This is a genomic window from Synechococcus sp. SYN20 (genome assembly GCF_014279555.1).
Taxonomy (GTDB): domain Bacteria; phylum Cyanobacteriota; class Cyanobacteriia; order PCC-6307; family Cyanobiaceae; genus Synechococcus_C.
Window position 1 is genome coordinate 1,557,715 of the sequence record NZ_CP047959.1, and the last position, 21,586, is coordinate 1,579,300.

The window sequence follows — 21,586 nt, forward strand, 5'->3', positions numbered from 1 at the left end:
GGAACGAATCTTTTTATACATGCCTAGCCGCCCAAGCGTCGTAACAGATTTGTATAGGCCAAAAAGATCAAATCAAGTTCATCACTACGGCCGTGCTTTGCCAAAATTGCTCGCGCACCACTTTCTAGTTGAAACAAACAAAGACGATCATTTTCGGCTTGAACATAGCTCTCAATCCAACCCACACAAACAGTACGAACACCACTCATTACAGTACAAACGCGATGCAACGATGTACTGGGATAGATCACAATTTCTCCCTGCTTCAGATTGATAGGAAAAGACTCAGAAATACTATCGATTTCCAATTCACCACCCTCATATCTTGTCTCATCAGTTAAAGAGAGAGTAAAAGATAAATCACTTCTTCCACTACTCATATAGGCATTGTCAACATGCGTTTCATACCCACCGTCCTTTTCTGTTTTAGAAATTAAGAATCGGTGGAGCTTACGAGGAAGACAAAATCCCTTAACGACAGGATGATTCCACATGGCATGTTCTACGAACTCATGAATCTCTTTTCGCAATGGAGACTCATCGTTAAGTTGTGAATTTCGTTTCCCCCCCTTAGCGTGAGCACCAGCGGTCAGCGAACCATCCTGCCATTCCGCTTCATGAGCAAGCCTCTCAAGAAAGCGTTCACAGGTTATTGGGTCAAGTATTTGCAATTGCAAGTGATTCATTGTTCAGCCCTTGTATCTCTGGAAAAATCGACGAAGCATAGCCCTGTGACAAATGATTCATTTGCGTCCCAACAGGCTTCTATAATAAAAGAAAATGCTTTATTGAGATGAAACCTTTTTTATTTCTCACATCTCTTTTGCCTCTAGCACTATTTGCGCCAGCTTTTGCGGCAGAAGAAGTCAGAGTATACTCTGGTCGTCATTACAATACTGACCGTCAAGTTTATAAAAAGTTTTCAGATCAAACCGGAATCAAAGTTCGCCTAGTTGAAGCCTCAGGGATTTCATTAGTTCAAAGATTAAAGAGCGAAGGTAAGAATACAAAAGCTGATGTCATCATCTTAGTTGATGCTGCACGCATCAATAATGCAGCCAATGCAGGACTCTTTGGCAGCATTCAATCCTCATCTTTGGATCAATCTGTACCATCTCGCTATCGCGATCCCAAGAAAAGGTGGTTTGGCTTAACCCGACGCGTGCGCGCGATTATTGTTAATCCAGCACTTGTTTCACCATCTTCAGTCACGTCATATTCACAACTGGCGAGCCCAGCCCTAAAGGGGAAAGTTTGTCTTAGAAAGAGAAAAAATGTCTACAATCAATCACTTGTTGCCGATCAACTTGCGCTAAAGGGAACAGCTAAGGTTAAAACCTGGCTGAAAGGTCTTACTAATAATGTTAGTCAACCCTATTTTGGTGGTGACATTGGCCTCATTCGGGCTGTTGCCCAAGGCCAGTGTGGCGTTGGAGTTGTGAATCACTATTATCTAGCTCGCATGAGAGCGGGAGTCAACGGAAAAAAAGATCAGCAATTTGCTAACAAAGTAAAAATCGTGATGCCTAAACCTGCTCACGTCAATATCAGTGCTGCAGCAGTTTCACATTATTCTAAGAACAAGAAAAATGCAGTTAAATTGATCGAATATCTCTCATCCCCTCAAGGAAGCGCTGGACTTGCAGGGCCAACCTATGAGTTCCCCTTAAAAGGGGTTGGCGGCTCAACCTACCTCAAAGGAATGACGAAATTCACTCCTGATCGCGTCACTATTTCGCAACTGAGTCGCTACAACAAAGAGGCGATTCGTCTTATGACCGAGGCTGGATGGAAATAAGCTTATCTAAGACATAACCAAAGAGTGCAGGATCTGGTTCAGCATCTTCAAGATCTGACAATCCAAGCTCCTCGAGCCGGTCAGTAACTTTTTTCTCTAAGTCCGCTGGACGGCTCAGTGGCTCACCCCACTCATGATTTTTTTCTGGTCCAATTTTGGTCGTGGCATCAATGGCCATCCTTCCACCCAGGCCTAGTTGTTCGCTAGCAAAGTCAAGGGTGTCAAAGGGTGTATTTTCTAAGACAAATAGATCCCGCTGTGGATCAACTTGCGCTGCAATCGCCCAGACAACCTGACGTGGATCACGCACATTGATGTGCTTGTCAACAACAACAACGAACTTCGTATAAGTAAACTGGGGAAGCGCACTCCAGAAAGCCATCGCAGCTCTCTTTGCCTGCCCAGGATAGGCTTTGTCGATCGAAATAACTGCTAATTTATAACTTAGTGCCTCCATTGGCAAAAAGAAATCTTTGATTTCTGGAATTTGTTGACGCAGTATTGGTGTATAAATTCTGTTTAAAGCAATAGCCAACATCGCCTCTTCTTTCGGTGGCCGGCCACTGAACGTGGTGAGAAAGATCGGCGACCGCCGTTGCGTCATGCAGTGAAAACGCACCAAAGGTGAATCTTCCACACCACCGTAAAAACCCATGTGGTCGCCAAACGGACCGTCCGGGCTTACCTCTCCAGGGGTGATCGTTCCCTCTAACACCACCTCACTGCAACTTGGCACCTGCAGATCAATTGTTTTGCAAGGGGTGAGACGCACGCCCTCCCCTGCATAAATTCCCGCAAACAGCCATTCACTGAGTTGCACAGGGATTGGAGTTGCTGCTGCCATCACAAGCAAAGGGTGAACACCAATAGCGATGGCGACCTCCAGCTTTTTGCCCATTGCCGCCGCCTTACGTAGATGACGAGCACCTCCACGAACGCTCAACCAATGCACGGTCATGGTGTTGACCGATTGACGCTGCAACCGATAGACCCCCACGTTTGGGACTCCGGTTTCAGGATCTTTCGTGATCACAAGACCCAGCGTGATCACACCACCGGCATCACCCGGCCAAGGCCTGATCAGCGGGATTTGATCAAGATTGACGTCATCTCCCAAAAAGATCTGCTGACGGCAGGGAGGGACAAGATCGCGGTCTGGTCGTGCCTTCACCAGATCCCAAAACACCCTTGCAAATTGCTTGGTCTCCTTGAGGTCTTTTGGAGGCCTTGGTTGCTGCAGGATGGCGAGTCTGGATCCAAGCTCCTCGAGCTGTTCAGCCCGCTCCAAACCCATGCTCCACACCACACGCTCGACAGTGCCGAGCGTGTTGACGGCTACGGGCATGCTGGAGCCAATCACGTTCTCAAACAGCAGGGCTGGTCCACCAGCAGCAAGAACCCGATCAGCAATGGCTGCGAGTTCAAGATCTGGATCAACTGGCGCTGTAATCCGCCGCAGCTGCCCGCGCTCTTCCAGCAGCTTGAGGAAGTCCCGCAAATCTCTCGTTCCAGGGCCGGGTCCAATCAAAGCCATGGAGTCGAAAGGGTGATCAGGAAGCAATCTGGTTACTGTGACGCACGCTGATCGAGATCGTGGCCATGAAGGTTGCCTATTTCCACGTTGCTGGTGACGTGCCAGACACCATCAACGGTTCAGACGGTCCTGACGCCGCTGTTGTCATCGATGTCCTGCGCGCCACCACCACCATTGCCTGGGCCTTGCACAACGGAGCGGAAGCCGTTCAAACCTTTGCTGATCTCGATGAACTTCGAGCAGAAGCCAATGCTTGGCCCGAGGCAAAGCGTCTGCTGGTGGGCGAGAGGGGAGGTTCCAAGCTGGATGGATTTGATCTCGGCAATTCCCCCGTTTCCGTGGTGCCCGAGACCGTGAAGGGCAAGCGCCTGTTCATGAGCACCACCAATGGCACCCGCTCCTTGCACCGGGTTCGAGAGGTGGCCTGCGTGCTCACGGTGGCTTTACCAAACCGTGAAGCGGTGGCACAACGACTGATCCGCGATCAGCCCCAGCAGGTATGGATGGTGGGAAGCGGCTGGGAAGGGACCTATTCCTTGGAGGATTCGTTGGCAGCCGGCGCCCTCGCCGACTCCCTCCTGGCAGCAGGGGCCAGCGTGGCTAACGACGAAATGCAGGCGGCACTCGCTCTGTGGGCTCAATGGAAAGACAATCCCGAGGCCTGTTTACGGATCGCATCCCATGGACAGCGCTTGATTCGCCTGGGGGATCACGACGCTGATTTCCAACGCTGTGCTGGTCTTGATCAGCTCTCGGTGGTGCCAACACAGGCTGAACCAGGCGTGCTTCGTGCCGTTTCTGGGTAGCCGGACGGCAATAAGCCAATACCATTTGCCAATCGGAAAGGACGCACGTGAGTGACTTTTTGGCTGCGGCCCTGCAACTCACCAGCACAACTGACCCTGAAAGCAATTTTGCGGCCGCTGAAGAACAGATCGATTTGGCGGCGCGTCGTGGCGCAGAGCTGATCGCTTTGCCCGAAAACTTTGCCTTTATGGGTGACGACGCGCAGCGACTCGAACTGGCACCGGCATTGGCTGACCAGGCGGCGCGCTTTCTGGTCACCATGGCCCGTCGCTATCAGGTCGTGATCCTGGGTGGTGGCTTCCCCGTTCCCGTCGGTGATGGCCAACGCCACTTTCAACGGTCACAACTGGTAGGCCGTGACGGTCAAGTGCTGGCTAGTTACGACAAGATCCACCTCTTTGATGTGGATCTCCCAGACGGGAGCTCCTATCGGGAATCAGCGAGCTTCAGCCCGGGGACATCCCCCCCTCCCGTCGTGGATGTGCCTGGACTCTGTCGGGTGGGGCTGTCCATTTGCTACGACGTGCGCTTCCCTGAGCTCTATCGCCACCTCGTTGGAGCCGGAGCTGAGTTGTTAATGATTCCCGCTGCCTTCACAGCCTTCACAGGGAAGGACCATTGGCAAGTTTTGCTCCAATCACGGGCGATCGAAAACACGGCCTACGTGCTGGCTCCAGCCCAGACAGGCGTGCACTACAAGCGACGACAGAGCCACGGGCATTCCCTGATTGTGGATCCTTGGGGCACGGTGTTGTCCGATGCCGGGGTGGCTCCAGGGGCCGCCATCGCTCCCATTGACCCCAGCCATCTCCAGCGCATTCGCGGGCAGATGCCGAGCCTGCAGCACCGCCAACCCTCGCTGTTCTGAAGGGCATGGCTCCGCTGACCTTCCGCTTCAGTGCGCTCATTCTTGCGGCGGCTGTCCAAGCGTCATCCCTGCTTCTCAGCCTGCCGGCCCAAGCCGCCAGTGCCCTGGCAGCCTGGAAACTCAGTTCTTCAGGGGAGCTCCTGCTGCGCACCGCGGCGGGTGCGCGACTTCAAGCCTTCTTCGAAGCCGGGGATCGCAACCGCGGTCCAAGGGTGTGGATCGATTTTCCAGGTGAGCTCAGTCGATCGAGGAGCCTGCCCGGGTCCGGCCCCATTCGCGAAATTCGGCTTGGCAAACCGAGCGCAGGTGAAACCCGATTGGTGATCGAGTTTCAGCCAGGGGTCGATCTCGATCCCAGTCAATTGAAATTGATCGGTACCGCTTCCAATCGCTGGAAGCTCAGCTTTCAAGGGCTTTCCACCACAGGGTTAAGGGCGATCGGGGAAGGAGATCTCAACCGTGCATCCTCTGGGTCCTGGGCGGGTGGCCTGCGCATCCAACCCAGCAAAACTCCAGTGAATGCGGCGGGCTTACCCACCGTGACCCGAGGCAAATACCGCGTCGTGATCGACCCAGGCCATGGTGGTCCCGATCCCGGCGCTGTGGGAATCCGAGGGATCAGGGAAAGTGAAATCGTTCTCGATATCTCCCTGCAAGTCGCTCGATTACTGGAAGCCAAGGGGGTCCAGGTGATCATGACGCGAACAACTGAAGTGGATGTTGATCTTCCGCCTCGGGTTTCAATTGCCAATCGGGCTGGTGCGGATGCTTTCGTCAGCATTCATGCCAATGCGCTCAGCATGGCGAGGCCTGATGTGAACGGGATCGAGACGTTTTTCTACTCCGACCGTCGTTCCGCCCGCTTGGCCGCTCACCTTCAGCAGCAAATGCTAAATGTGTCTCCCGGCAGCCCGAATCGAGGTGTTAAGCGAGGTCGCTTTTTTGTGATTAGGCGCACGACAATGCCAGCAGCTCTCGTGGAGATGGGATTCGTCACTGGCAACATTGATTCTCCACGCCTGGCCACCTCGTCCCACCGTCAGAGGCTGGCTTTAGCTCTTGCCACCGGCATCCTGGACTATCTGAAAGGAGTGCGTTGACCATTCGTCTCGGACTGTTTGACAGTGGCATTGGCGGGCTCACCGTCTTGCGCAGAATCCTGGAGCGTCACGGTGCCGTGCCGGTGACCTACTTAGGCGACACCGCCCGTGTTCCCTACGGAAGTCGGTCTCCTTCAGAAATCCGTTCGATTGCCGCTGAAGTGGTGGCCTGGTTGCGAGTCCAAGAGGTCTCCACCGTTGTGATGGCCTGCAACACCACCAATGCTCTCGCCAGAGATGTCACCGAGGGGCAAGCCGGCGTTCCCGTTGTAGGGCTGATTGGCGCTGCCGCTGCCCTCGTGAAAGAGTCGAGAGTGGGCGTTCTCGCGACTCCAGCAACGGTGGCTTCTGGCGCCTATCGGGAGAGCATCGAGGCGCTCCATCCAGGAACCTTGGTGGTTCAACAGGCCTGTCCTGATTTTGTTCCGCTGATCGAGACCGGAGATCTCGGTTCCGATGCACTGCGTGCAGCGGCGATTCGATACCTCCAGCCCTTGCTTGAAGCCTCGGTTGATTCGGTGGTGCTTGGTTGCACCCATTACCCCCTGCTGGTGCCACTGCTCGCGAACTTATTGCCCCCTCATATGCGTCTGATCGACCCAGCTGTCGCCGTCGCCACCCAACTCGATGCCTTTCTTGGCCAACCCTTGCCTGGAAGTCAAAATCAGCCGGTATCACTGGCCGCAACGCATATTTGCGTCACAAAAGACCCCGCAGGGTTTGCCGAGAGAGCCACGGCTTGGCTGGGGCAAAGGCCTTGCGTTGATCTGGTGAATCTGCAGCCATAGGTCTGCATTTCCTAGGATCTCTGCACCGAGGGGATTCATGGCCACCGTCACCGAGTTGCTGCAGCCGGTCGAGGCGGATCTTGAGATCCTGCTAAGCGACCTCCGCAGCTTGATAGGAGCTGGTCATCCGATTCTCCAGGCAGCTGCTGAACATCTTTTCAGCGCTGGAGGGAAGCGCCTCAGACCTGGAATCGTGTTGCTGATTTCGAGGGCGCTTTCCGCAGACGGAGAGTTGAGCTCACGCCATCGACGTCTGGCAGAGATCTCGGAGATGATCCACACCGCCTCGCTCGTTCACGACGATGTTGTGGATGAAGCCTCAACACGACGGGGCGTTGAAACCGTCCACAGCCGATTCAATTACAGAGTGGCCGTTCTCGCCGGTGACTTCTTGTTTGCCCAGGCGAGTTGGCACCTGGCCAATCTCGACAATCTCGATGTAGTGAAATTGCTCAGCCGCGTGATCATGGATCTCGCCGATGGAGAGGTGAAACAGGGCTTGTTTCGCTTCGATACAGGCCAGTCATTCGAAACCTATTTCGAGAAGAGCTACTGCAAAACCGCTTCACTCATTGCTAATAGCGCCAAAGCGGCTGGTGTTTTAAGCGACTTGTCGGAGCCTCAGCTTGAGTCTCTGTATCACTACGGCCGGCAGCTGGGTCTGGCCTTCCAGGTTGTGGATGACATCCTTGATTTCACCGGCAGTGATCAACAGCTCGGCAAGCCGGCAGCCAGTGATTTATCCAGCGGTTATCTCACAGCTCCCGCTCTTTACGCCCTTGAGGAACGACCTGCTTTGTCGGGTTTGATTGAACGCGAATTCAGTGGAGAGGGTGATCTTGAAATCGCTTTGGCGTTGGTTCGTGAGTCGGAAGCCATTCCTCGCACCCGTGAACTCGCCAAAACGTTTGCACGCGAAGCACGCGAAGCCCTGGATTGGATGCCCGAATCTCCATCACGGGCAGCCTTGCAGGAGTTACCAGATTTTGTTCTTAGCCGTCTGTACTGAGGCTGTGCCGGAGTTGCTCCTCTCCCTGCCCCAAGCTGGTGATGAGCATTAAACGAGGATGTTGCATCGCAGGGGGTTGGATGACAGCGGTTTCACTGAGTGTTTCGACCAACTGCCAGACCCAACAGCCTGCCGCTAAGGCCGACTGACAGCCAGCATGTGAATCCTCAAAGACCCAGCATTCACGGGGAGACAACCCCAGCCTTTGGGTTGCCAGCAGATAGGGATCAGGAGCTGGTTTTCCTGCACGCAGGTCCATGTCATCGCCCAACACACGGCTTTGAATTAAATCCAACCAAGGGTGGCCGGAGATTTTGTAGAGCAGGGATGCCTCCTTGCTGCTGGTGACCAGCACCATGGGCAAATGCTGGGAACTGCAAAACCGGATCAGTTGCTCAGCGCCCGGAACCGCTGGAGCCTCAGCGACTAAACGCTTGGCAATGGGCTCCCGCGCTTTCAGGAGTTGCTCCGCTGAAACGGACTGCTGCAACCATGAGCAAACCAAGTTGGCATTGTCCTCCCGGCGACGTCCCTTGAGCTGTTGAAGTTGCTGACGCGACAAGGATCCGTTGAAGCATGCTGCCGCTTCCTTCCAAGCCTTTGCCTGTAAAGGTTCGGTATCAAGCAGGAGACCATCAAGATCAAACAGGCATGCTTTTGGCGCTGACAAGGATCCTGCCTTTGGCATCGTTGCCGCATCACTCTTCTGTGGATTCTGACAACGCGACTGGTCAGGATGCTGAAAGCATCGATAGTGTTGTCCTATCAGTGCATTTGAGCAGCAAGCGATGAGTGAGGGTTCCACCATTGAGAGCGTGCTTCAAGAACAGCGTGTCTTTGATCCACCAGCGGACCTCGCCAGGGATGCGCGTATTTCTGGGATGGAGTCTTATCGCGCTCTAGCTGAAGCAGCGAAATCCGATCCAGACACGTTCTGGGGAGAAGCAGCCCGTCGTGAATTGCATTGGTTCGAACCGTTTCACACCGTTCTCGACTGGGACAACCCACCCTTTGCGCGCTGGTTTGAAGGGGGAACAACCAACCTCTCCTACAACTGTCTTGACCGTCATCTGAATGGCCCCAAGGCCAACAAGACAGCCCTGATCTGGGAGGGAGAACCCGGGGATGTGCGCACCTTCACCTACCAAGAGCTGCATGCCGAGGTATGCCGTGCCGCCAACGCCCTCAAGGCCATCGGAATTGGCAAAGGTGACCTTGTCGCTCTGTACATGCCGATGGTGCCTGAGGCCGCCATCGCGATGCTCGCCTGTGCGCGCATTGGCGCTCCTCACTCTGTGGTGTTTGGTGGGTTCTCTGCAGAAGCCCTGCGTGATCGCCTGATCGACGGTGAAGTGAAAGCGGTGATCACCGCCGATGGCGGTTTCCGCAAGGACAAGCCTGTGTCGCTAAAGCCGGCTGTAAATGCAGCGCTTGCCGATGGTGCATGCCCAACGGTGCACTCCGTGCTGGTTGTGAAGCGCACCGATCAACCGGTGGAGATGGTGGATGGGAGAGATCAGTGGTGGCATGACCTTGTCGCCAATCAAGAGGATGCATGCGTCGCTGAGCCCATGGCGAGCGAAGACCGCTTGTTTGTGCTTTACACCTCTGGATCAACAGGAAAACCCAAAGGTGTGGTCCACACCACCGCGGGGTACAACCTCTGGGCCCATTTGACCTTTCAATGGATCTTCGACATCCGTGACGACGATGTGTTTTGGTGCACGGCCGATGTGGGCTGGATCACCGGACACAGCTACATCGTCTATGGGCCTCTGTCGAACGGCGCCACCACAGTGATGTACGAGGGAGCTCCTCGACCCTCCAAGCCAGGGGCGTTCTGGGAAATGATCCAGAAGCACAAAGTGAGCATTTTCTACACCGCTCCAACAGCCATTCGTGCCTTTATGAGGAGTGGACGTGCGGTGCCTGATCAGTACGACATGAGCAGCCTGCGCCTGCTCGGCACCGTCGGTGAGCCGATCAACCCTGAAGCCTGGATGTGGTATCGCGATGTGGTGGGCGGTGAACGCTGCCCAATCGTTGACACCTGGTGGCAAACCGAAACCGGTGGCGTGATGATCAGCCCCCTCCCTGGAGCGACCCCCACCAAGCCAGGCTCTGCCACCTTGCCCTTGCCTGGAATCCAAGCCGACATCATCGATGCCGAAGGCAAGAGCTGCGGACCAAACGAGGGCGGATACCTAGCGGTGCGAGCCCCTTGGCCAGGAATGATGCGCACCGTTCATGGAAATCCGCAGCGGTACCGGGAGAGCTACTGGGAAGCCATTCGCCCTGCAGATGGCTCATACCTCTACTTTGCAGGTGATGGGGCACGCCGTGATACCGACGGATATTTCTGGGTGATGGGGCGAGTGGATGACGTGATCAATGTCTCGGGTCATCGTCTTGGCACGATGGAAATCGAGTCGGCCTTGGTGAGCCATCCCGCCGTAGCCGAAGCGGCTGTCGTCGGTCGACCCGATGATCTCAAAGGTGAGGGCATCGTTGCCTTCGTGACGCTGGAACTGGGACGAGAGTCCAACGACGCCCTCGTTGCCGAACTGCGCGCCCATGTCGGCAAGGAGATCGGACCGATCGCCAGGCCCGACGAGATTCGCTGCAGCGATGCGTTGCCAAAAACGCGTAGTGGCAAGATCATGCGCCGGATTCTCCGCGCTCTTGCTGCCGGTGAAGAGGTCACAGGCGATACCAGCACGCTGGAAGACCGCTCCGTTCTTGATCGTCTACGCGGCTAAGTCCAGACATCCGATGCAGCATCAGCGGCGAGAGCTGCTGCTGCATCGGTCGATCTCAAATCATTGGAAAGTCGGGTGGGAGCAGCGCTTGATCGGGCCAGCCATCTTTGCCATAAATGGCATCCAAAATCATGTTGAGAAGAGAGGGTTTCTGCTGAAGCTCCTCTTTGGCAGCCCATTGGATTTCGTTTAATTCCTCATCCGAAACTTGAAGCGCAGCGATTAACTCTCGATAAGCCGTTCGTTCTTTTGCATTGATATCAGCGTTATCGCCTGGATTCCGCGACACACCCGCCACCAAACAAGCCACCCTGACCGCTGTGCATTGATCGGTGTGATTGGTGAGCAATTTGGCGAGCTCAGTCAAACTTTGAGGCTGATTGGGCCTGTCATCAGGTGTGCTCTCCTCGAGATATAAGCGCTCAGGCAAGTCTTTGAGCAAACGATCTTCCTCGTCTGAGATGGTGCCATCACTCAGCGCGATACACCTTGCAATCTGCAGAAGTACTTTTTGTGGGTTGGCGCTCACAACGGTCTAAACAGGGCTTCTTCAATCATCGCTGACGTTCAAGGCCGAGTCCAAGATTGCGAATGGATTCAATCAAGTTGCCGATCACCCTGGCTCTTGATGGATCATCGGCCCAATCTCCTAAGAGCCCTTGTCTAAGTCCAGCACTCGCAGGGGTGAGGTGATCTCCCTTCATAGGAACAAACTGACTTTGGTCGCCGGAGCGCTTGCTGAGCGCCTGCATCAAATCCTGGCTTTGATCGAGCTGATCAGAGCCAAAACGAATCACCAGGTTGTGAGGCTGGAGGTAATAGCGTTCGATCAAGCGCAGTGTTTCCTCAGGTCCAGGGCTGAATTCCGTGACCACACCAAGGCTTGGCGCCAATGTGCCCAGTAGGGGAATCGAGCGTTCAGCGGTGAAGTTGTTGAAGCTCAAGGCGGCCATCGCAAGACTGTTGCGACCTCCATCCGGGGCCAGCAAATGCAACTTGCAGCCCAAGCTGTGACCCACACGCACCGGAACGAGATCCTTACCCAAGCGTTGGTTGAGGACTGAACGACAGGCGCGTAAGGCCTGCCAAGCTTCTCTGGCCTGCAGCTGATGGTCGAAACCTGGCACATAGCTCCAAGCGTGAACCGCAAGCTGACGGGCAGCCAAACCTTCCAATAGGCGTCGGTAACTGATCTGGGGATTAGTTGCTAAATAGCTCCCGCCAATAAATTCAACGAGACCTTGCGCTGAAGCAGGCCAGAGGCACCAACAGCCGTGTTGTCGCTGCCAGCGGCTCATCCTTTGGACAACTCCTTCACGATCCGTTCCGCTTCACGCACGTGCGCTGGCCCATCGAGCATGTTGTTGAAGATATGGCGAATGGTGCCTTCGGCATCAATCACATAGGTCACCCGTCCTGGAAGCAAGCCAAGAACTTTGGGAACGCCAAAACTTGTACGTAGGCGTTGCCCTCGATCACTGAGGAGAGGAAAGGGCAATTGATAACGCTGGGCAAATTTTCGATGGCTCACAGCATCGTCGCTACTCACACCCCACACAACAGCACCGAGAGCCTCGAAAGAGGAATAGGTATCGCGGAAGGCACACGCTTCAGCAGTGCAGCCGGGAGTGTCGTCCTTAGGGTAAAAAAACAGCACCAACACCTTGTCTTGCAGCTCATCACGACGACGCAGCACGCCGTCTTGATCTTCGAGGGCAATCTCTGGTGCCCGGTCTCCGATCGTGAGAGCCATAAAGGAAATCAAGAATTGGCGGCACCCTAGGAAGCACCTAGGGCGAGACGGGAGAATGGTTTTAAGAACGAGCGAGCTGGAGTGATGGAGTCAGGCGCTGTTCCTGGTCAATTGAATCTTCTGGGTGAATTCCAGGTTGAAGAGCCGCAACCTTTACCGAAGCAAGCAAAGCAAGAGCGCAACACATCGGCAGCGCGCACCCTGCTGATCATTGATACCGAAACCTCTGGCCTCGAACCTGAAGCGCATCACTGCCTTGAGATTGGGGCGATTTTGTTCGATGTCCCAAGCCGGCAGATCCTGGCCCAGATGTCTTGCTTGTTACCCGTTGCGACCAATGGAGCTGAGGCCATCAATCGCATCCCCGCAGCAGTGACGCGCTTGCCGCAACCCTGGAAACCAGGATTGGATTACTTCCAAGAGCTGCTGAACGCTGCTGATCTTTTAGTGGCACACAATGCGGCCTTCGATCGGCAATGGTTTGGCAGGGGCCATCTTCCTGCAACAGATCTGCCCTGGCTCTGCAGCATGGAGGACATGCGTTGGCCGAAAGAAAAACAACTGCGGTCACGCCCTTCCGTCCGAGATTTGGCATTGGCCTACGAGATTCCGGTTTGGGCAGCCCATCGCGCTCTCAGCGATTGCATTTATTTGGCCGAAGTGTTCCGCCGTTGCAGTCAATTGGAACAACTCATTGAACATGGGCGCGAACCCCGTTCCCTCATGCGAGCTCAGGTCTCCTACGACGATCGCCAGCTTGCTCGAGATGCAGGCTTCCGCTGGAATGATCCTGTGAAAGGAGCCTGGACAAGGCGTCTCAGCACCCGTGAAGTGGAAGAACTGCCATTTCCAGTCGTGCAACAAGAGGAAATTTGACGTCAACCACCTGGTTTTGTTTCAGCAATCCGAAGGCAGGTAGGGGATTTTTCACGGAGAAGGTCCGCGGCATCAGGCTGTCAGTACGGTTGTTCTCTACCTTCGTCCCAGCGTGCAGAGACCACTCAGCCACTGCGAATTCAGGACCTTTGACCCCCTACGGCGTCGTTTGAGGCGCTGGCAACAAGCGCGCACTTGGGCGCGTTTAATCCGAGAAGCAGAATCCCTTTGGCACGTGGATGTTCGCGAGTTAAGACGGCTCGGGGCGATTGAACTTTCACAATTGGTGGAGGAGGTTCCTCCCATCCAGCGCACCCGAGTGAACCGCTGGCTCAATCGCTATGCCGTTGCAACGCGTTTGATTTGCACTCAAAACTACAAACCCGACCCCCTACAAGACAGCCACAGCACATGATCAGACGATTCAGATATGGAGATCCCAAAGATCCTGAGAGGCTGGGGAAACCAAACTGATAACCATTTCTTAATGCTCACTTTAATTGCTTATGAAGATCAGCTCTTAAAACAAGCGAGCAGTGATTTCGCAGCATGCGTCGTCCTTTCATGATTCGCTCATCCCTCACTCTCATGGGTGTGGCTGCAGGCCTCAGCCTTGCAGCGTGTACAAGTACAGAAAACAGCAACAAAAACATTGAAGGGACACTCTCTGCAGCAGGTGCATCCTTTCCCGCTGCGATTTATCAACGCTGGTTTTCGGATCTAGCGCCACAAGGGATGGAAGTCAATTATCAATCTGTAGGTTCTGGAGCAGGAGTACGCCAATTCACTGCAGGAACGGTCGACTTCGGGGCTTCTGACAAGCCAATGAAACCCGAAGCCATTGACAAAGTAAGTCGAGGTGTTGTTCAGATCCCGATGACAGCTGGTGCAATCGCCGTTGCTTACAACAACTCAGACTGTGAACTGAAGCTAACGCAAGATCAATTATCCGGCATCTTTTTAGGCACGATTAAAAACTACAGCGAACTGGGTTGCGATCCAAAAGCCATCAAGATTGTGCATCGATCCGATGGATCTGGAACCACATACAACTTCACCAAGCACCTTTCAGCAATTAGTCCTGAATGGAAAGATAATGTGGGCGCAGACAAATCTGTGCAGTGGCCATCTGGAATTGGAGCCAAAGGAAACGAAGGTGTTTCTGCTCAACTTCAACAAATCGATGGCGGCATTGGCTACGTCGAACTGGCCTATGTGAAAGGAGACTTGCAAGCAGCAGCTGTTCAAAACGGCTCAGGGAAGCAAGTTGTTCCCACCAACAAAACTGCCAGTGAAGCATTGGGATCCATCGATCTTGGACCAGATCTGATCGGTGGGAACCCCAATCCTATGGGTGGATATCCAATCGTGACGTTCACGTGGGTGCTGGCCTACGCCAACGGCAATGCTGAAAAGCTGCCTCTGCTTCAGAAGACCTTCAACTACATGCTCTCTGACGAGGCCCAGTCCATAGCTCCAGAACTTGGCTACGTTTCACTTCCGCCGGAAGTGGTTAGCAAAGCCAAAGAAGCTGTCAACACAATCAAAGAGTAATCCTTCGTCGAATAACGACAAAAGGTAAAACAGACAGGGGGGAGAACAAATTCTCCCCCCTATTTTTATGAGTAAAAGTTAGCCACATGAAGAGCCGCAGGACGCCCTGCCCGCTACAAAGTCATCGCAAATACATCATAGAAGCGCAAAAAAAACTCGCCTAAATAGTACACACACAAAAAAATCTATAGAGAAAAATTAATATAGAGAATCACACAGACTGGATGGTATTAACGCAATGTCTAGGAGGTGGCGGTAATTGACAACTGCTCAAAAATGCCAAACCTACAAGAACGGAGGACATCCACAAACAAGCCTCCATTCCCCCTACAAAGAAAATAGCTCCAGACAACAAGGTGCCCGTTAAACGGCCAGCAGCATTCGCCATGTAATAAAAACCAACGTTAAGACTAACGTTCTCGGAATCGGTGTACGACAGAACCATGTAGGAATGAATAGAGGAGTTCATTGCAAACACCACTCCAAAAACAGCCAGTCCTGCAGTGATCGCAATCGACACATCGACTTCTCGCCATAGGGCAACAGCGATGAGGGCAGGGACCGCAGTTAACAAGGCACTCCAAAACTGCAGGGATGAAACCCCAGGTGGAGTGGTCTTACCCCAAAGACGACGTAAAGCAGGGGCTGCCCCCTGGACGAGGCCGTATCCAATCACCCAAAGGCCCAGAAAACCACCGATCTCCCAGAAGCTCCAACCCAAAGACGCCTCTAGAAAAACAGGCAGAGCCACCACAAACCAGACATCCCTAGCCCCAAACAAGAAGAAACGAGCCAAGGACAAAACGTTGATCCCCTCAGATTTAGAGAACAGTGACGAGATCGAAGGCTTGTCCTTCATCTTGCCGAAATCAGCTGGCAAAACCAACGTTGGCAGAAATGCAAATGCCAAACCTGCCGCCATCCAGCCAACTGCAAGATTGAATCCAAAGGATGTGAGAAGAACCCCTCCCAGAAAAAAACCGACTCCCTTCAGTGCATTTTTAGAGCCAGTAAGAATCGCAACCCATTTAAATAGTTGTGATTCACCCGTTTCTGCCTCATCTGCATTCACGGGAACAACCACCTTAATTGCACTTTTGGCGCTCATTTTATTGAGGTCCTTTGCAATGCCACTGATTGCCTGAGCCACCATCACATAGCTCACACTCAACAACTTGGGCCAACTAGCAGCCACAGGTATCAACATCAACAACGCAAAGATCTGCAGCAACGTGCCAACCCAAAGCGTAAGACGTAACCCATAACGAGCACCTATCAAACCACCATAGAGATTGGTCAGGATGCCAAAAAATTCATAAAAGAGAAATAGAAACGCAATCTCAAGGGTGGAATAACCAAGTTCATGGAAGTGAAACAACACCAACATGCGCAAGGCACCATCGGTAAGCGTGAACGCCCAGTAATTGGCGGTCACGACGCTGTATTGCTGCAGCGAAGAGAGCCTCATTCCTCGAGGGAGACCACATGGCATGCCAGATCTGCCATTCGTGAGCTGTACCCCCACTCATTGTCATACCAGGCATAAATCTTGACTTGAGTGCCGTTGATAACCATGGTCGACAACGCATCAACAATGGTGCTGCGATTGTCATTGACATAATCCACTGACACCAACGGTCGAGTTTCATAGCCAAGAATGCCATGAAGGTCTCCATTGGCAGCAGCCTCAAAGGCTCCATTAACATCCTCAACGCATACTTCCTTCTCAAGCTCAAACACTGCATCAGTGAGCGATGCATTCAAGAGTGGAATCCTCACCGCATGACCATTCAACTTTCCCTCTAATTCAGGAAAGATAAGACCGATAGCTTTTGCTGATCCTGTCGTGGTTGGGATCACGCTTTGGAGACAGGATCGAGCACGTCGCAAGTCGTTGTGAAACCCATCTACAACAACCTGAGTATTGGTGACATCGTGCAATGTAGTAATCGAACCATGCTTAATCCCAAAGCTATTATGAATAACCTGCACAATGGGTGCAAGACAATTGGTTGTACAAGATGCAGCCGTTACGACCCTATTCCGACTGGGATCATAGAGATGATGATTAATCCCATAAACGATATTAAGGATTTCGACATCATCAACAGACCCCTTAACTGGACATGCAACAAGTATTCTTTTTAGGTTAAGGATATTTAAAAATGATTGAAGCAATTCTGATGATTTGAACTTCCCACTGCACTCAAGCAACATCTCCACGCCAGAGTCACTCCAGCCTGCTTTTGTAGGATCACTCTCTGAGCTGAATCGCACCTCCTGGTCGCCAACGAGGAAGCCCGTTGCATGGGGGCGAACCTCATGTTGCCAGCGTCCATGAACAGAATCGAAGTGAAGCAGATGGGCTGCAGCTGCAGCATCACCAGCGCAATCGTTCACATGAACGATATCAATTCCGGGTCGGCCCCATAGAGCACGAAAAACGAGCCGACCAATCCGGCCAAAACCATTGATGCCAATGCGCATCGAAGTTGAGCAATAGATGACACTACTAATACTCAACAGTTGGAGGCGCTGTGTTTAGAAAGGGTTAAAGCATTCGACAGGATAGGTAAAGATATCCAGCACAACACGTCGAGATGGCAAAAAGCGAGACATCAGCGCTGAAGACAAAAATCCTTAAACAAACCATTACCAGCTCTTTGCTCAGTGCTGAATCAGGCTCCATAGGGTTACCACATACCACTCGTATATCGAGAAATGGTTTGCACGCCTAGCAGCTCCAGCGGATTCCTCGGAGATCTAGAAAACAGTTATCGACGTCGCTCCATTCATTTCGATTCAGGAGTGAAGGTACCCTTACTCCCAGATCACATTTGGATCGTTGTACGAGGCATTGTTAAATTAAGTTGCCTCAACGAGCAAGGTGATGATGTTTTGCTTGCAATTGCAGGACCCAATGAGCCCTTTGGAGAGCCATTAACGCATTTGGACCTGTTCGAGGCCACAACTCTTGATCACTGCGACTTGCTGGGTTTGTCCATTCAAGATGTGAATACTACGCCTCATCTGAGCAACAATTTGATGAAGGCAATGATGCATAGAACCCGTCAGTCGGAAGCTCTGATCGCCCTATTGGGCCTGCGTGGTGTTGAAAATCGTGTAAAAAGCTTTTTGGAGCTGATGGCAGAAGATTATGGTCAACCTTGCGATCAAGGCCTCAAACTAAATTTACGCCTAACCCATCAAGAAATCGCAAGTGCTGTAAGCACAACCCGAGTCACAATCACAAAGGTGCTAGGACAACTCAAAGAGAGTGGTTGGCTTCAATATGACAGCAAACAAAAGATCATCGTAAGCCACCTTCCGAGTAGAAATACAATCGAAAACAAAAAGATCTTGGCTTAAACGAAGTCCTTAACGCAGATACGGAGCAAATATATAACCATAAAGATGACTATCAATTGCGTCTAATACAGGAACCTATCAACAGAATCGGTAGCCAAATCCGCGAACAGTGAATATTTTTGTTGGAGTAGAAGGATTGACTTCAATTTTTTCACGTAACCAACGAATATGAACATCAACAGTTTTTTTGTCGCCGATATAGTCGACTCCCCATATCTGATCTAGCAACTCGTCTCTGCTCCAGACTCTCTTAGGATGTTGCATAAATAGCTCAAGGAGTTTAAACTCCTTAGGCGATAATTTAATATCAAAGCCATCACGAGAAGCTCTACATTCATCAGAAAAGAGCTTCAAATCGCAACACTCAAATTTTTCAAAAACAGGTGCCGCTCCACTTAATGGGTGACGCCGCAAAAGGGCTCTACAACGAGCCAAAAACTCTCGACTCCCAAATGGCTTCACTAAGTAGTCATCGGCACCAACTTCAAGGCCCATGACACGATCAGCTTCTGTATCCAAACGACTAATCATTAAAACAAGAGATTGATTATTTTGCATTCTGAGTTTTCTGCAAAGATCAAAGCCACTAACCCCAGGAAGCTTTCGATCAAGAACAATCAATTCAAACTCTTCATCCTGTAGCAGCTCCCATGCAAGTAGTCCATTGTCCAGAGCTTTAACGTCAAAGTCTTCTTCCGAAAGAACGCCACAGATGAGATCACGGGTTTCTGCATCGTGATCCACAATCAACAGACGGGCTGCATGGGAGATATCAAAAAAATCTGTTGTCATGCAGGTTTGAACACCTTAAAAAATCTTTTAGGTATGGCCCCCACTGTAGCCAAAGAGCTATTCCTTTGCAGGTCTGGGTCCATCCATCTAGAGATAGACGGGCACCAAGCAGGAGTGAGCAAGTGAACAACAGTCGATCAAAAAATGTTAATACAACACGCCCAAACGAGCGGATGGATATCAAAATATTAACAGACAATGACACTTATTATTAACGTTGCACATCAACAGCAAAGACTGAATTGTATGGCAATAAAAAAGCCCTTAGCAAATGCTAAGGGCCATAAAATCAACAAGCTAACATTGAATTAGCATCAACCAAACTTTAGAATTTAAAGGTTGTTTGAATCAATCCACCAAAGATGTTGAACTGGCCGTCATAGCCACTTCCGTTCGTCACTGTTTTTTGGGTAAGCTGCCCTTCAGGACGAGACAGATAGAACAATGCTGGGGTAATAGCAATGTTATCGGTCACCTGGAAGTTGTAATACAATTCGAAAGCATAATTGCCATCATAAGGAGTATCGCTTCCCTTAAGTGCAGTAGCAAACGTAGGCTGACCAAAGGCAAAGCCTAAGGCATTGCCCTCCATAAATGCATCTTCCCACTTCAGACCTGTGAACCAACTCTGAGAAGTGGTGTAAGAGCCATCTACAATATTGTCTCCATTAATTGTGTTGATCGCCCAACCGACAGAGATAGAAGGAATGAATCCAGGATCCTCTGGCTGCCAATAGGCATTCAGCGCGAAGCTATTGGAAGAGCGGCTATCGCTACCACCTTGACATTTGAGGTTATAGTCACCGGTCTTGACGAACGAAGTAGAACGGCGCATACCTGACTTGCACTGACCGTATCTGTAAGCGGCCGCTGCACCATATTGACCATTACCCCAACCAATTTGTGCAAGAAGGTTGGCGCGAGAGTTATCTGTCATAAAACCACCTGAAGTGGAATCAGAGCTATTTCCCTCACCATCATCTGCAACATAGTTAGCACTGATGCTGAAACCAGGGTCGCCCTTAGCAACATCTTGCTGCCAGTAAGCAGCAATTAGTTGACCTGTTTCCTTGTTATAAACGCCTGGAACACCTGCTACGGCAAAGAAATCGAGAATCTTTGCTCCACCTTTGTTGTACTTAGAAGGCCACATTGCCAAGGATTCGGTATTCCTTGCTAGGGCACCAGCAATGAATGTGAAGTCCTTACCGACAGGGAATTTGTAATACAGACGGTCAATAGTGACACTATTATCAGTATTTGATGCGACATCCAAGGCAGTTAAATTATTGCCTGCACCACTAAATGCGGAATCACCGAAGTTACCAGTACGAAGACGAGTCCGTAACGTGTCCTTGCCTGTGAAGCTGGTATCAAAAACTAAACGTTGGTCGTAATTGAAAGTGAATGCACCAAACGACTCGTTATAGGCATCAGCACCTTTGTCGCCCAGGCTGTCACCGCCAGCATTAACGGCACCAATCACAAAGGTGGTTTGACCTTTCAGTTTGGTGGTGGTGGAGAACTGAGTGGCTTCCAGTTCGCCAACGCGGGCTTCAAGTCCGTCAACACGGCCCTTGAGGATGGCGAGTTCCTTTTCGAACTCTTTCATCAGGCGCTTGAGCTCGTCGGTCACTTCAGTGACGCGGTCGAGACAAGCGTTCAACAGAGCAGCCGCTTCAAAGCGGGTCATGGCCCTGTTACCGCGGTAGGTGCCGTTGGGGTAACCAGCAACACAGCCGTAGCGCTCGATCAGGTTGCTAAGTGCCTGATAAGCCCAGTCGGTTGGGTAGACGTCTGAAAACTGAGTGATGCTGGTGACTTGCTCGCCGGTAGCGGCGTAGTCAGAAACACCGTTGATGTTCAGCTCAGTGGCATTAGCAGCCACAGGAGCCAAAAGGCCCAGGGCAGCTGGGGCCACCAGCAGTTGATGGAAAAGTTTCATTTTCGGTCCTCACACCAAAAATTAATGAGGGAATTAACCCGCAACCAAATTATTCGACCAGCAAATAATACTCTGTATGCTCGACGCCAATAGGATGTATTCCAAACTACAACTACCCCCAATTAGCCCTCTTCATTAATCTTTTACCCTCGGTTAACTTTTTCTTAATCAAACCATTTTAATCTTTTATCTTATCAGCTTTAAAAAGAAATTTTAGAGTCAAAGATCCTTTGTTCAAAAAGGATAGAAATGGCTCCGATGATCTCCGTGTCCATCTAGGCCCTGTTGTTGAGTGCGTTGCTGAACGCTCTCAGCTGTCATTGAGCAGTCCAATAGGCACTAGCCATTAAGACGTCTGCCAGCCCTGAGTAGCTCGATTCGTCTTTAACTCTCCTTCTCAGTTCCTGCGGGACATAAACGATCAATCGGAATTAAAAATGTGCCTCGCCGAAAGCGGACAGCGGCAATTTCGAGGGGATGGAGAGCAACCACAGACCCTGATTCATCACTGCCAACGAGATCGGAAGGCCGAAGCATTGGCATGGGATCTGCCGTTTTGAGATAGGGCATCGGGCTGATCAGTTGGACTTGGTCACCAATAGAAACGGTCATGACACCTGGGCAATCACCCTCT

22 protein-coding genes are annotated in these 21,586 nt (G+C 51.8%); 11 read left to right on the plus strand and 11 right to left on the minus strand.

The window, feature by feature from the left end; genetic code table 11:
- Positions 1-23: 23 nt before the first annotated feature.
- A complete protein-coding gene (locus SynSYN20_RS08090; RefSeq protein ID WP_186522843.1) occupies positions 24-686 on the minus strand; it encodes a Fe2+-dependent dioxygenase in 663 nt (220 codons plus the stop codon).
- A 107-nt stretch (positions 687-793) separates the two neighbouring features.
- Between SynSYN20_RS08090 and SynSYN20_RS08095 the strand changes: the two genes are divergently transcribed.
- On the plus strand, positions 794-1,798 hold the full coding sequence (locus tag SynSYN20_RS08095) for an extracellular solute-binding protein (protein ID WP_186522852.1): 1,005 nt from the start codon (positions 794-796) through the stop codon (positions 1,796-1,798).
- Here the strand turns inward: SynSYN20_RS08095 and SynSYN20_RS08100 are convergent.
- Entirely contained in the window at positions 1,773-3,332 is a 1,560-nt protein-coding gene (locus SynSYN20_RS08100) for a UbiD family decarboxylase (protein ID WP_186522854.1), read from the minus strand. The genes SynSYN20_RS08095 and SynSYN20_RS08100 overlap by 26 nt on opposite strands.
- 65 nt (positions 3,333-3,397) lie before the next feature.
- Here SynSYN20_RS08100 and SynSYN20_RS08105 point away from each other — a divergent pair, with 65 nt between their 5' ends.
- The 5 genes from SynSYN20_RS08105 to sds are packed head-to-tail and all read left to right on the plus strand — an operon-like array spanning position 3,398 to position 7,904.
- The gene (locus tag SynSYN20_RS08105; RefSeq protein WP_186525530.1) at positions 3,398-4,138 is read left to right on the plus strand and encodes a 2-phosphosulfolactate phosphatase family protein; all 741 of its coding nucleotides are present in this window, start codon (positions 3,398-3,400) and stop codon (positions 4,136-4,138) included.
- 47 nt (positions 4,139-4,185) lie between these two features.
- Positions 4,186-5,007, plus strand: coding sequence for a carbon-nitrogen hydrolase family protein (locus tag SynSYN20_RS08110; RefSeq protein WP_115070266.1), 822 nt, complete (start codon positions 4,186-4,188; stop codon positions 5,005-5,007).
- Between the two features lie 5 nt (positions 5,008-5,012).
- Positions 5,013-6,107 carry an N-acetylmuramoyl-L-alanine amidase gene (locus SynSYN20_RS08115; protein WP_186522856.1) on the plus strand — a complete coding sequence of 365 codons (1,095 nt, stop codon included), beginning with the start codon at positions 5,013-5,015 and terminating at the stop codon, positions 6,105-6,107.
- Positions 6,104-6,895, plus strand: a complete 792-nt coding sequence (gene murI / locus SynSYN20_RS08120; RefSeq protein WP_186522858.1) for a glutamate racemase — start codon at positions 6,104-6,106, stop codon at positions 6,893-6,895. Before SynSYN20_RS08115 ends, murI begins: the two co-directional genes overlap by 4 nt.
- Positions 6,896-6,932: 37 nt before the next feature.
- Positions 6,933-7,904 carry a solanesyl diphosphate synthase gene (gene sds, locus SynSYN20_RS08125; protein WP_186522862.1) on the plus strand — a complete coding sequence of 324 codons (972 nt, stop codon included), beginning with the start codon at positions 6,933-6,935 and terminating at the stop codon, positions 7,902-7,904.
- Here the strand turns inward: sds and SynSYN20_RS08130 are convergent.
- A complete protein-coding gene (locus SynSYN20_RS08130; protein ID WP_186522863.1) occupies positions 7,888-8,592 on the minus strand; it encodes an HAD family phosphatase in 705 nt (234 codons plus the stop codon). The two genes, sds and SynSYN20_RS08130, sit on opposite strands and share 17 nt — an antisense overlap.
- Before the next feature lie 100 nt (positions 8,593-8,692).
- Here SynSYN20_RS08130 and acs point away from each other — a divergent pair, with 100 nt between their 5' ends.
- Positions 8,693-10,663, plus strand: coding sequence for an acetate--CoA ligase (gene acs / locus SynSYN20_RS08135; protein WP_186522864.1), 1,971 nt, complete (start codon positions 8,693-8,695; stop codon positions 10,661-10,663).
- A gap of 55 nt (positions 10,664-10,718) precedes the next feature.
- Here acs and SynSYN20_RS08140 read toward each other — a convergent pair whose 3' ends face one another.
- From SynSYN20_RS08140 to SynSYN20_RS08150, 3 genes are read right to left on the minus strand one after another with little or no spacing between them, the layout of a single operon-like run.
- Positions 10,719-11,192, minus strand: a complete 474-nt coding sequence (locus tag SynSYN20_RS08140) for a TerB family tellurite resistance protein (RefSeq protein WP_186522865.1) — start codon at positions 11,190-11,192, stop codon at positions 10,719-10,721.
- 25 nt (positions 11,193-11,217) lie between these two features.
- On the minus strand, positions 11,218-11,961 hold the full coding sequence (locus SynSYN20_RS08145; protein WP_186522867.1) for a DUF1350 family protein: 744 nt from the start codon (positions 11,959-11,961) through the stop codon (positions 11,218-11,220).
- The gene (locus SynSYN20_RS08150) at positions 11,958-12,416 is read right to left on the minus strand and encodes a peroxiredoxin (protein ID WP_186522869.1); all 459 of its coding nucleotides are present in this window, start codon (positions 12,414-12,416) and stop codon (positions 11,958-11,960) included. The genes SynSYN20_RS08145 and SynSYN20_RS08150 overlap by 4 nt, the downstream gene beginning before the upstream one ends.
- A gap of 84 nt (positions 12,417-12,500) precedes the next feature.
- Here SynSYN20_RS08150 and SynSYN20_RS08155 point away from each other — a divergent pair, with 84 nt between their 5' ends.
- The 3 genes from SynSYN20_RS08155 to pstS all read left to right on the plus strand — a co-directional run bounded on the left by SynSYN20_RS08155 (position 12,501) and on the right by pstS (position 14,846).
- On the plus strand, positions 12,501-13,292 hold the full coding sequence (locus tag SynSYN20_RS08155; protein ID WP_186522871.1) for a 3'-5' exonuclease: 792 nt from the start codon (positions 12,501-12,503) through the stop codon (positions 13,290-13,292).
- 112 nt (positions 13,293-13,404) lie between these two features.
- Positions 13,405-13,707: a hypothetical protein gene (locus SynSYN20_RS08160; RefSeq protein WP_186522872.1), complete on the plus strand. Its 303-nt coding sequence runs from the start codon at positions 13,405-13,407 to the stop codon at positions 13,705-13,707.
- Positions 13,708-13,841: 134 nt separating this feature from the next.
- Positions 13,842-14,846 (plus strand): phosphate ABC transporter substrate-binding protein PstS, encoded by a 1,005-nt coding sequence (pstS, locus tag SynSYN20_RS08165; RefSeq protein WP_186522873.1) that lies wholly within the window; start codon positions 13,842-13,844, stop codon positions 14,844-14,846.
- 211 nt (positions 14,847-15,057) lie between these two features.
- Here the strand turns inward: pstS and arsJ are convergent, their stop codons facing one another.
- Both arsJ and SynSYN20_RS08175 read right to left on the minus strand, forming a co-directional pair.
- Positions 15,058-16,314 carry an organoarsenical effux MFS transporter ArsJ gene (arsJ, locus tag SynSYN20_RS08170; RefSeq protein ID WP_186522874.1) on the minus strand — a complete coding sequence of 419 codons (1,257 nt, stop codon included), beginning with the start codon at positions 16,312-16,314 and terminating at the stop codon, positions 15,058-15,060.
- Positions 16,311-17,333: an ArsJ-associated glyceraldehyde-3-phosphate dehydrogenase gene (locus tag SynSYN20_RS08175; protein WP_186522875.1), complete on the minus strand. Its 1,023-nt coding sequence runs from the start codon at positions 17,331-17,333 to the stop codon at positions 16,311-16,313. The genes arsJ and SynSYN20_RS08175 overlap by 4 nt, the downstream gene beginning before the upstream one ends.
- Positions 17,334-17,654: 321 nt before the next feature.
- On the opposite strand from SynSYN20_RS08175, the gene SynSYN20_RS08180 reads away from it, so the two are divergent.
- On the plus strand, positions 17,655-18,215 hold the full coding sequence (locus tag SynSYN20_RS08180) for a Crp/Fnr family transcriptional regulator (RefSeq protein ID WP_370586656.1): 561 nt from the start codon (positions 17,655-17,657) through the stop codon (positions 18,213-18,215).
- A 78-nt stretch (positions 18,216-18,293) separates the two neighbouring features.
- On the opposite strand, the gene SynSYN20_RS08185 is transcribed toward SynSYN20_RS08180, so the two are convergent.
- From SynSYN20_RS08185 to SynSYN20_RS08195, 3 genes are all read right to left on the minus strand, one after another.
- Complete coding sequence (locus SynSYN20_RS08185; RefSeq protein ID WP_186522879.1) at positions 18,294-19,007, minus strand: response regulator transcription factor; 714 nt, start codon at positions 19,005-19,007, stop codon at positions 18,294-18,296.
- 325 nt (positions 19,008-19,332) lie between these two features.
- Entirely contained in the window at positions 19,333-20,952 is a 1,620-nt protein-coding gene (locus SynSYN20_RS08190; protein WP_186522880.1) for an iron uptake porin, read from the minus strand.
- A gap of 384 nt (positions 20,953-21,336) precedes the next feature.
- Positions 21,337-21,564, minus strand: coding sequence for an NAD(P)H dehydrogenase assembly family protein (locus tag SynSYN20_RS08195; RefSeq protein WP_186522881.1), 228 nt, complete (start codon positions 21,562-21,564; stop codon positions 21,337-21,339).
- Positions 21,565-21,586 lie beyond the last annotated feature (22 nt).

Coding starts and splice junctions, on each gene's coding strand:
- SynSYN20_RS08090 (WP_186522843.1), bottom strand. CDS start 686: ATGAATCACTTGCAATTGCAAATACTTGACCCAATAACCTGTGAACGC.
- SynSYN20_RS08095 (WP_186522852.1), top strand. CDS start 794: ATGAAACCTTTTTTATTTCTCACATCTCTTTTGCCTCTAGCACTATTT.
- SynSYN20_RS08100 (WP_186522854.1), bottom strand. CDS start 3,332: ATGGCTTTGATTGGACCCGGCCCTGGAACGAGAGATTTGCGGGACTTC.
- SynSYN20_RS08105 (WP_186525530.1), top strand. CDS start 3,398: ATGAAGGTTGCCTATTTCCACGTTGCTGGTGACGTGCCAGACACCATC.
- SynSYN20_RS08115 (WP_186522856.1), top strand. CDS start 5,013: ATGGCTCCGCTGACCTTCCGCTTCAGTGCGCTCATTCTTGCGGCGGCT.
- sds (WP_186522862.1), top strand. CDS start 6,933: ATGGCCACCGTCACCGAGTTGCTGCAGCCGGTCGAGGCGGATCTTGAG.
- SynSYN20_RS08130 (WP_186522863.1), bottom strand. CDS start 8,592: ATGCCAAAGGCAGGATCCTTGTCAGCGCCAAAAGCATGCCTGTTTGAT.
- acs (WP_186522864.1), top strand. CDS start 8,693: ATGAGTGAGGGTTCCACCATTGAGAGCGTGCTTCAAGAACAGCGTGTC.
- SynSYN20_RS08145 (WP_186522867.1), bottom strand. CDS start 11,961: ATGAGCCGCTGGCAGCGACAACACGGCTGTTGGTGCCTCTGGCCTGCT.
- SynSYN20_RS08150 (WP_186522869.1), bottom strand. CDS start 12,416: ATGGCTCTCACGATCGGAGACCGGGCACCAGAGATTGCCCTCGAAGAT.
- SynSYN20_RS08155 (WP_186522871.1), top strand. CDS start 12,501: ATGGAGTCAGGCGCTGTTCCTGGTCAATTGAATCTTCTGGGTGAATTC.
- pstS (WP_186522873.1), top strand. CDS start 13,842: ATGCGTCGTCCTTTCATGATTCGCTCATCCCTCACTCTCATGGGTGTG.
- arsJ (WP_186522874.1), bottom strand. CDS start 16,314: ATGAGGCTCTCTTCGCTGCAGCAATACAGCGTCGTGACCGCCAATTAC.
- SynSYN20_RS08175 (WP_186522875.1), bottom strand. CDS start 17,333: ATGCGCATTGGCATCAATGGTTTTGGCCGGATTGGTCGGCTCGTTTTT.
- SynSYN20_RS08185 (WP_186522879.1), bottom strand. CDS start 19,007: ATGACAACAGATTTTTTTGATATCTCCCATGCAGCCCGTCTGTTGATT.
- SynSYN20_RS08190 (WP_186522880.1), bottom strand. CDS start 20,952: ATGAAACTTTTCCATCAACTGCTGGTGGCCCCAGCTGCCCTGGGCCTT.
- SynSYN20_RS08195 (WP_186522881.1), bottom strand. CDS start 21,564: ATGACCGTTTCTATTGGTGACCAAGTCCAACTGATCAGCCCGATGCCC.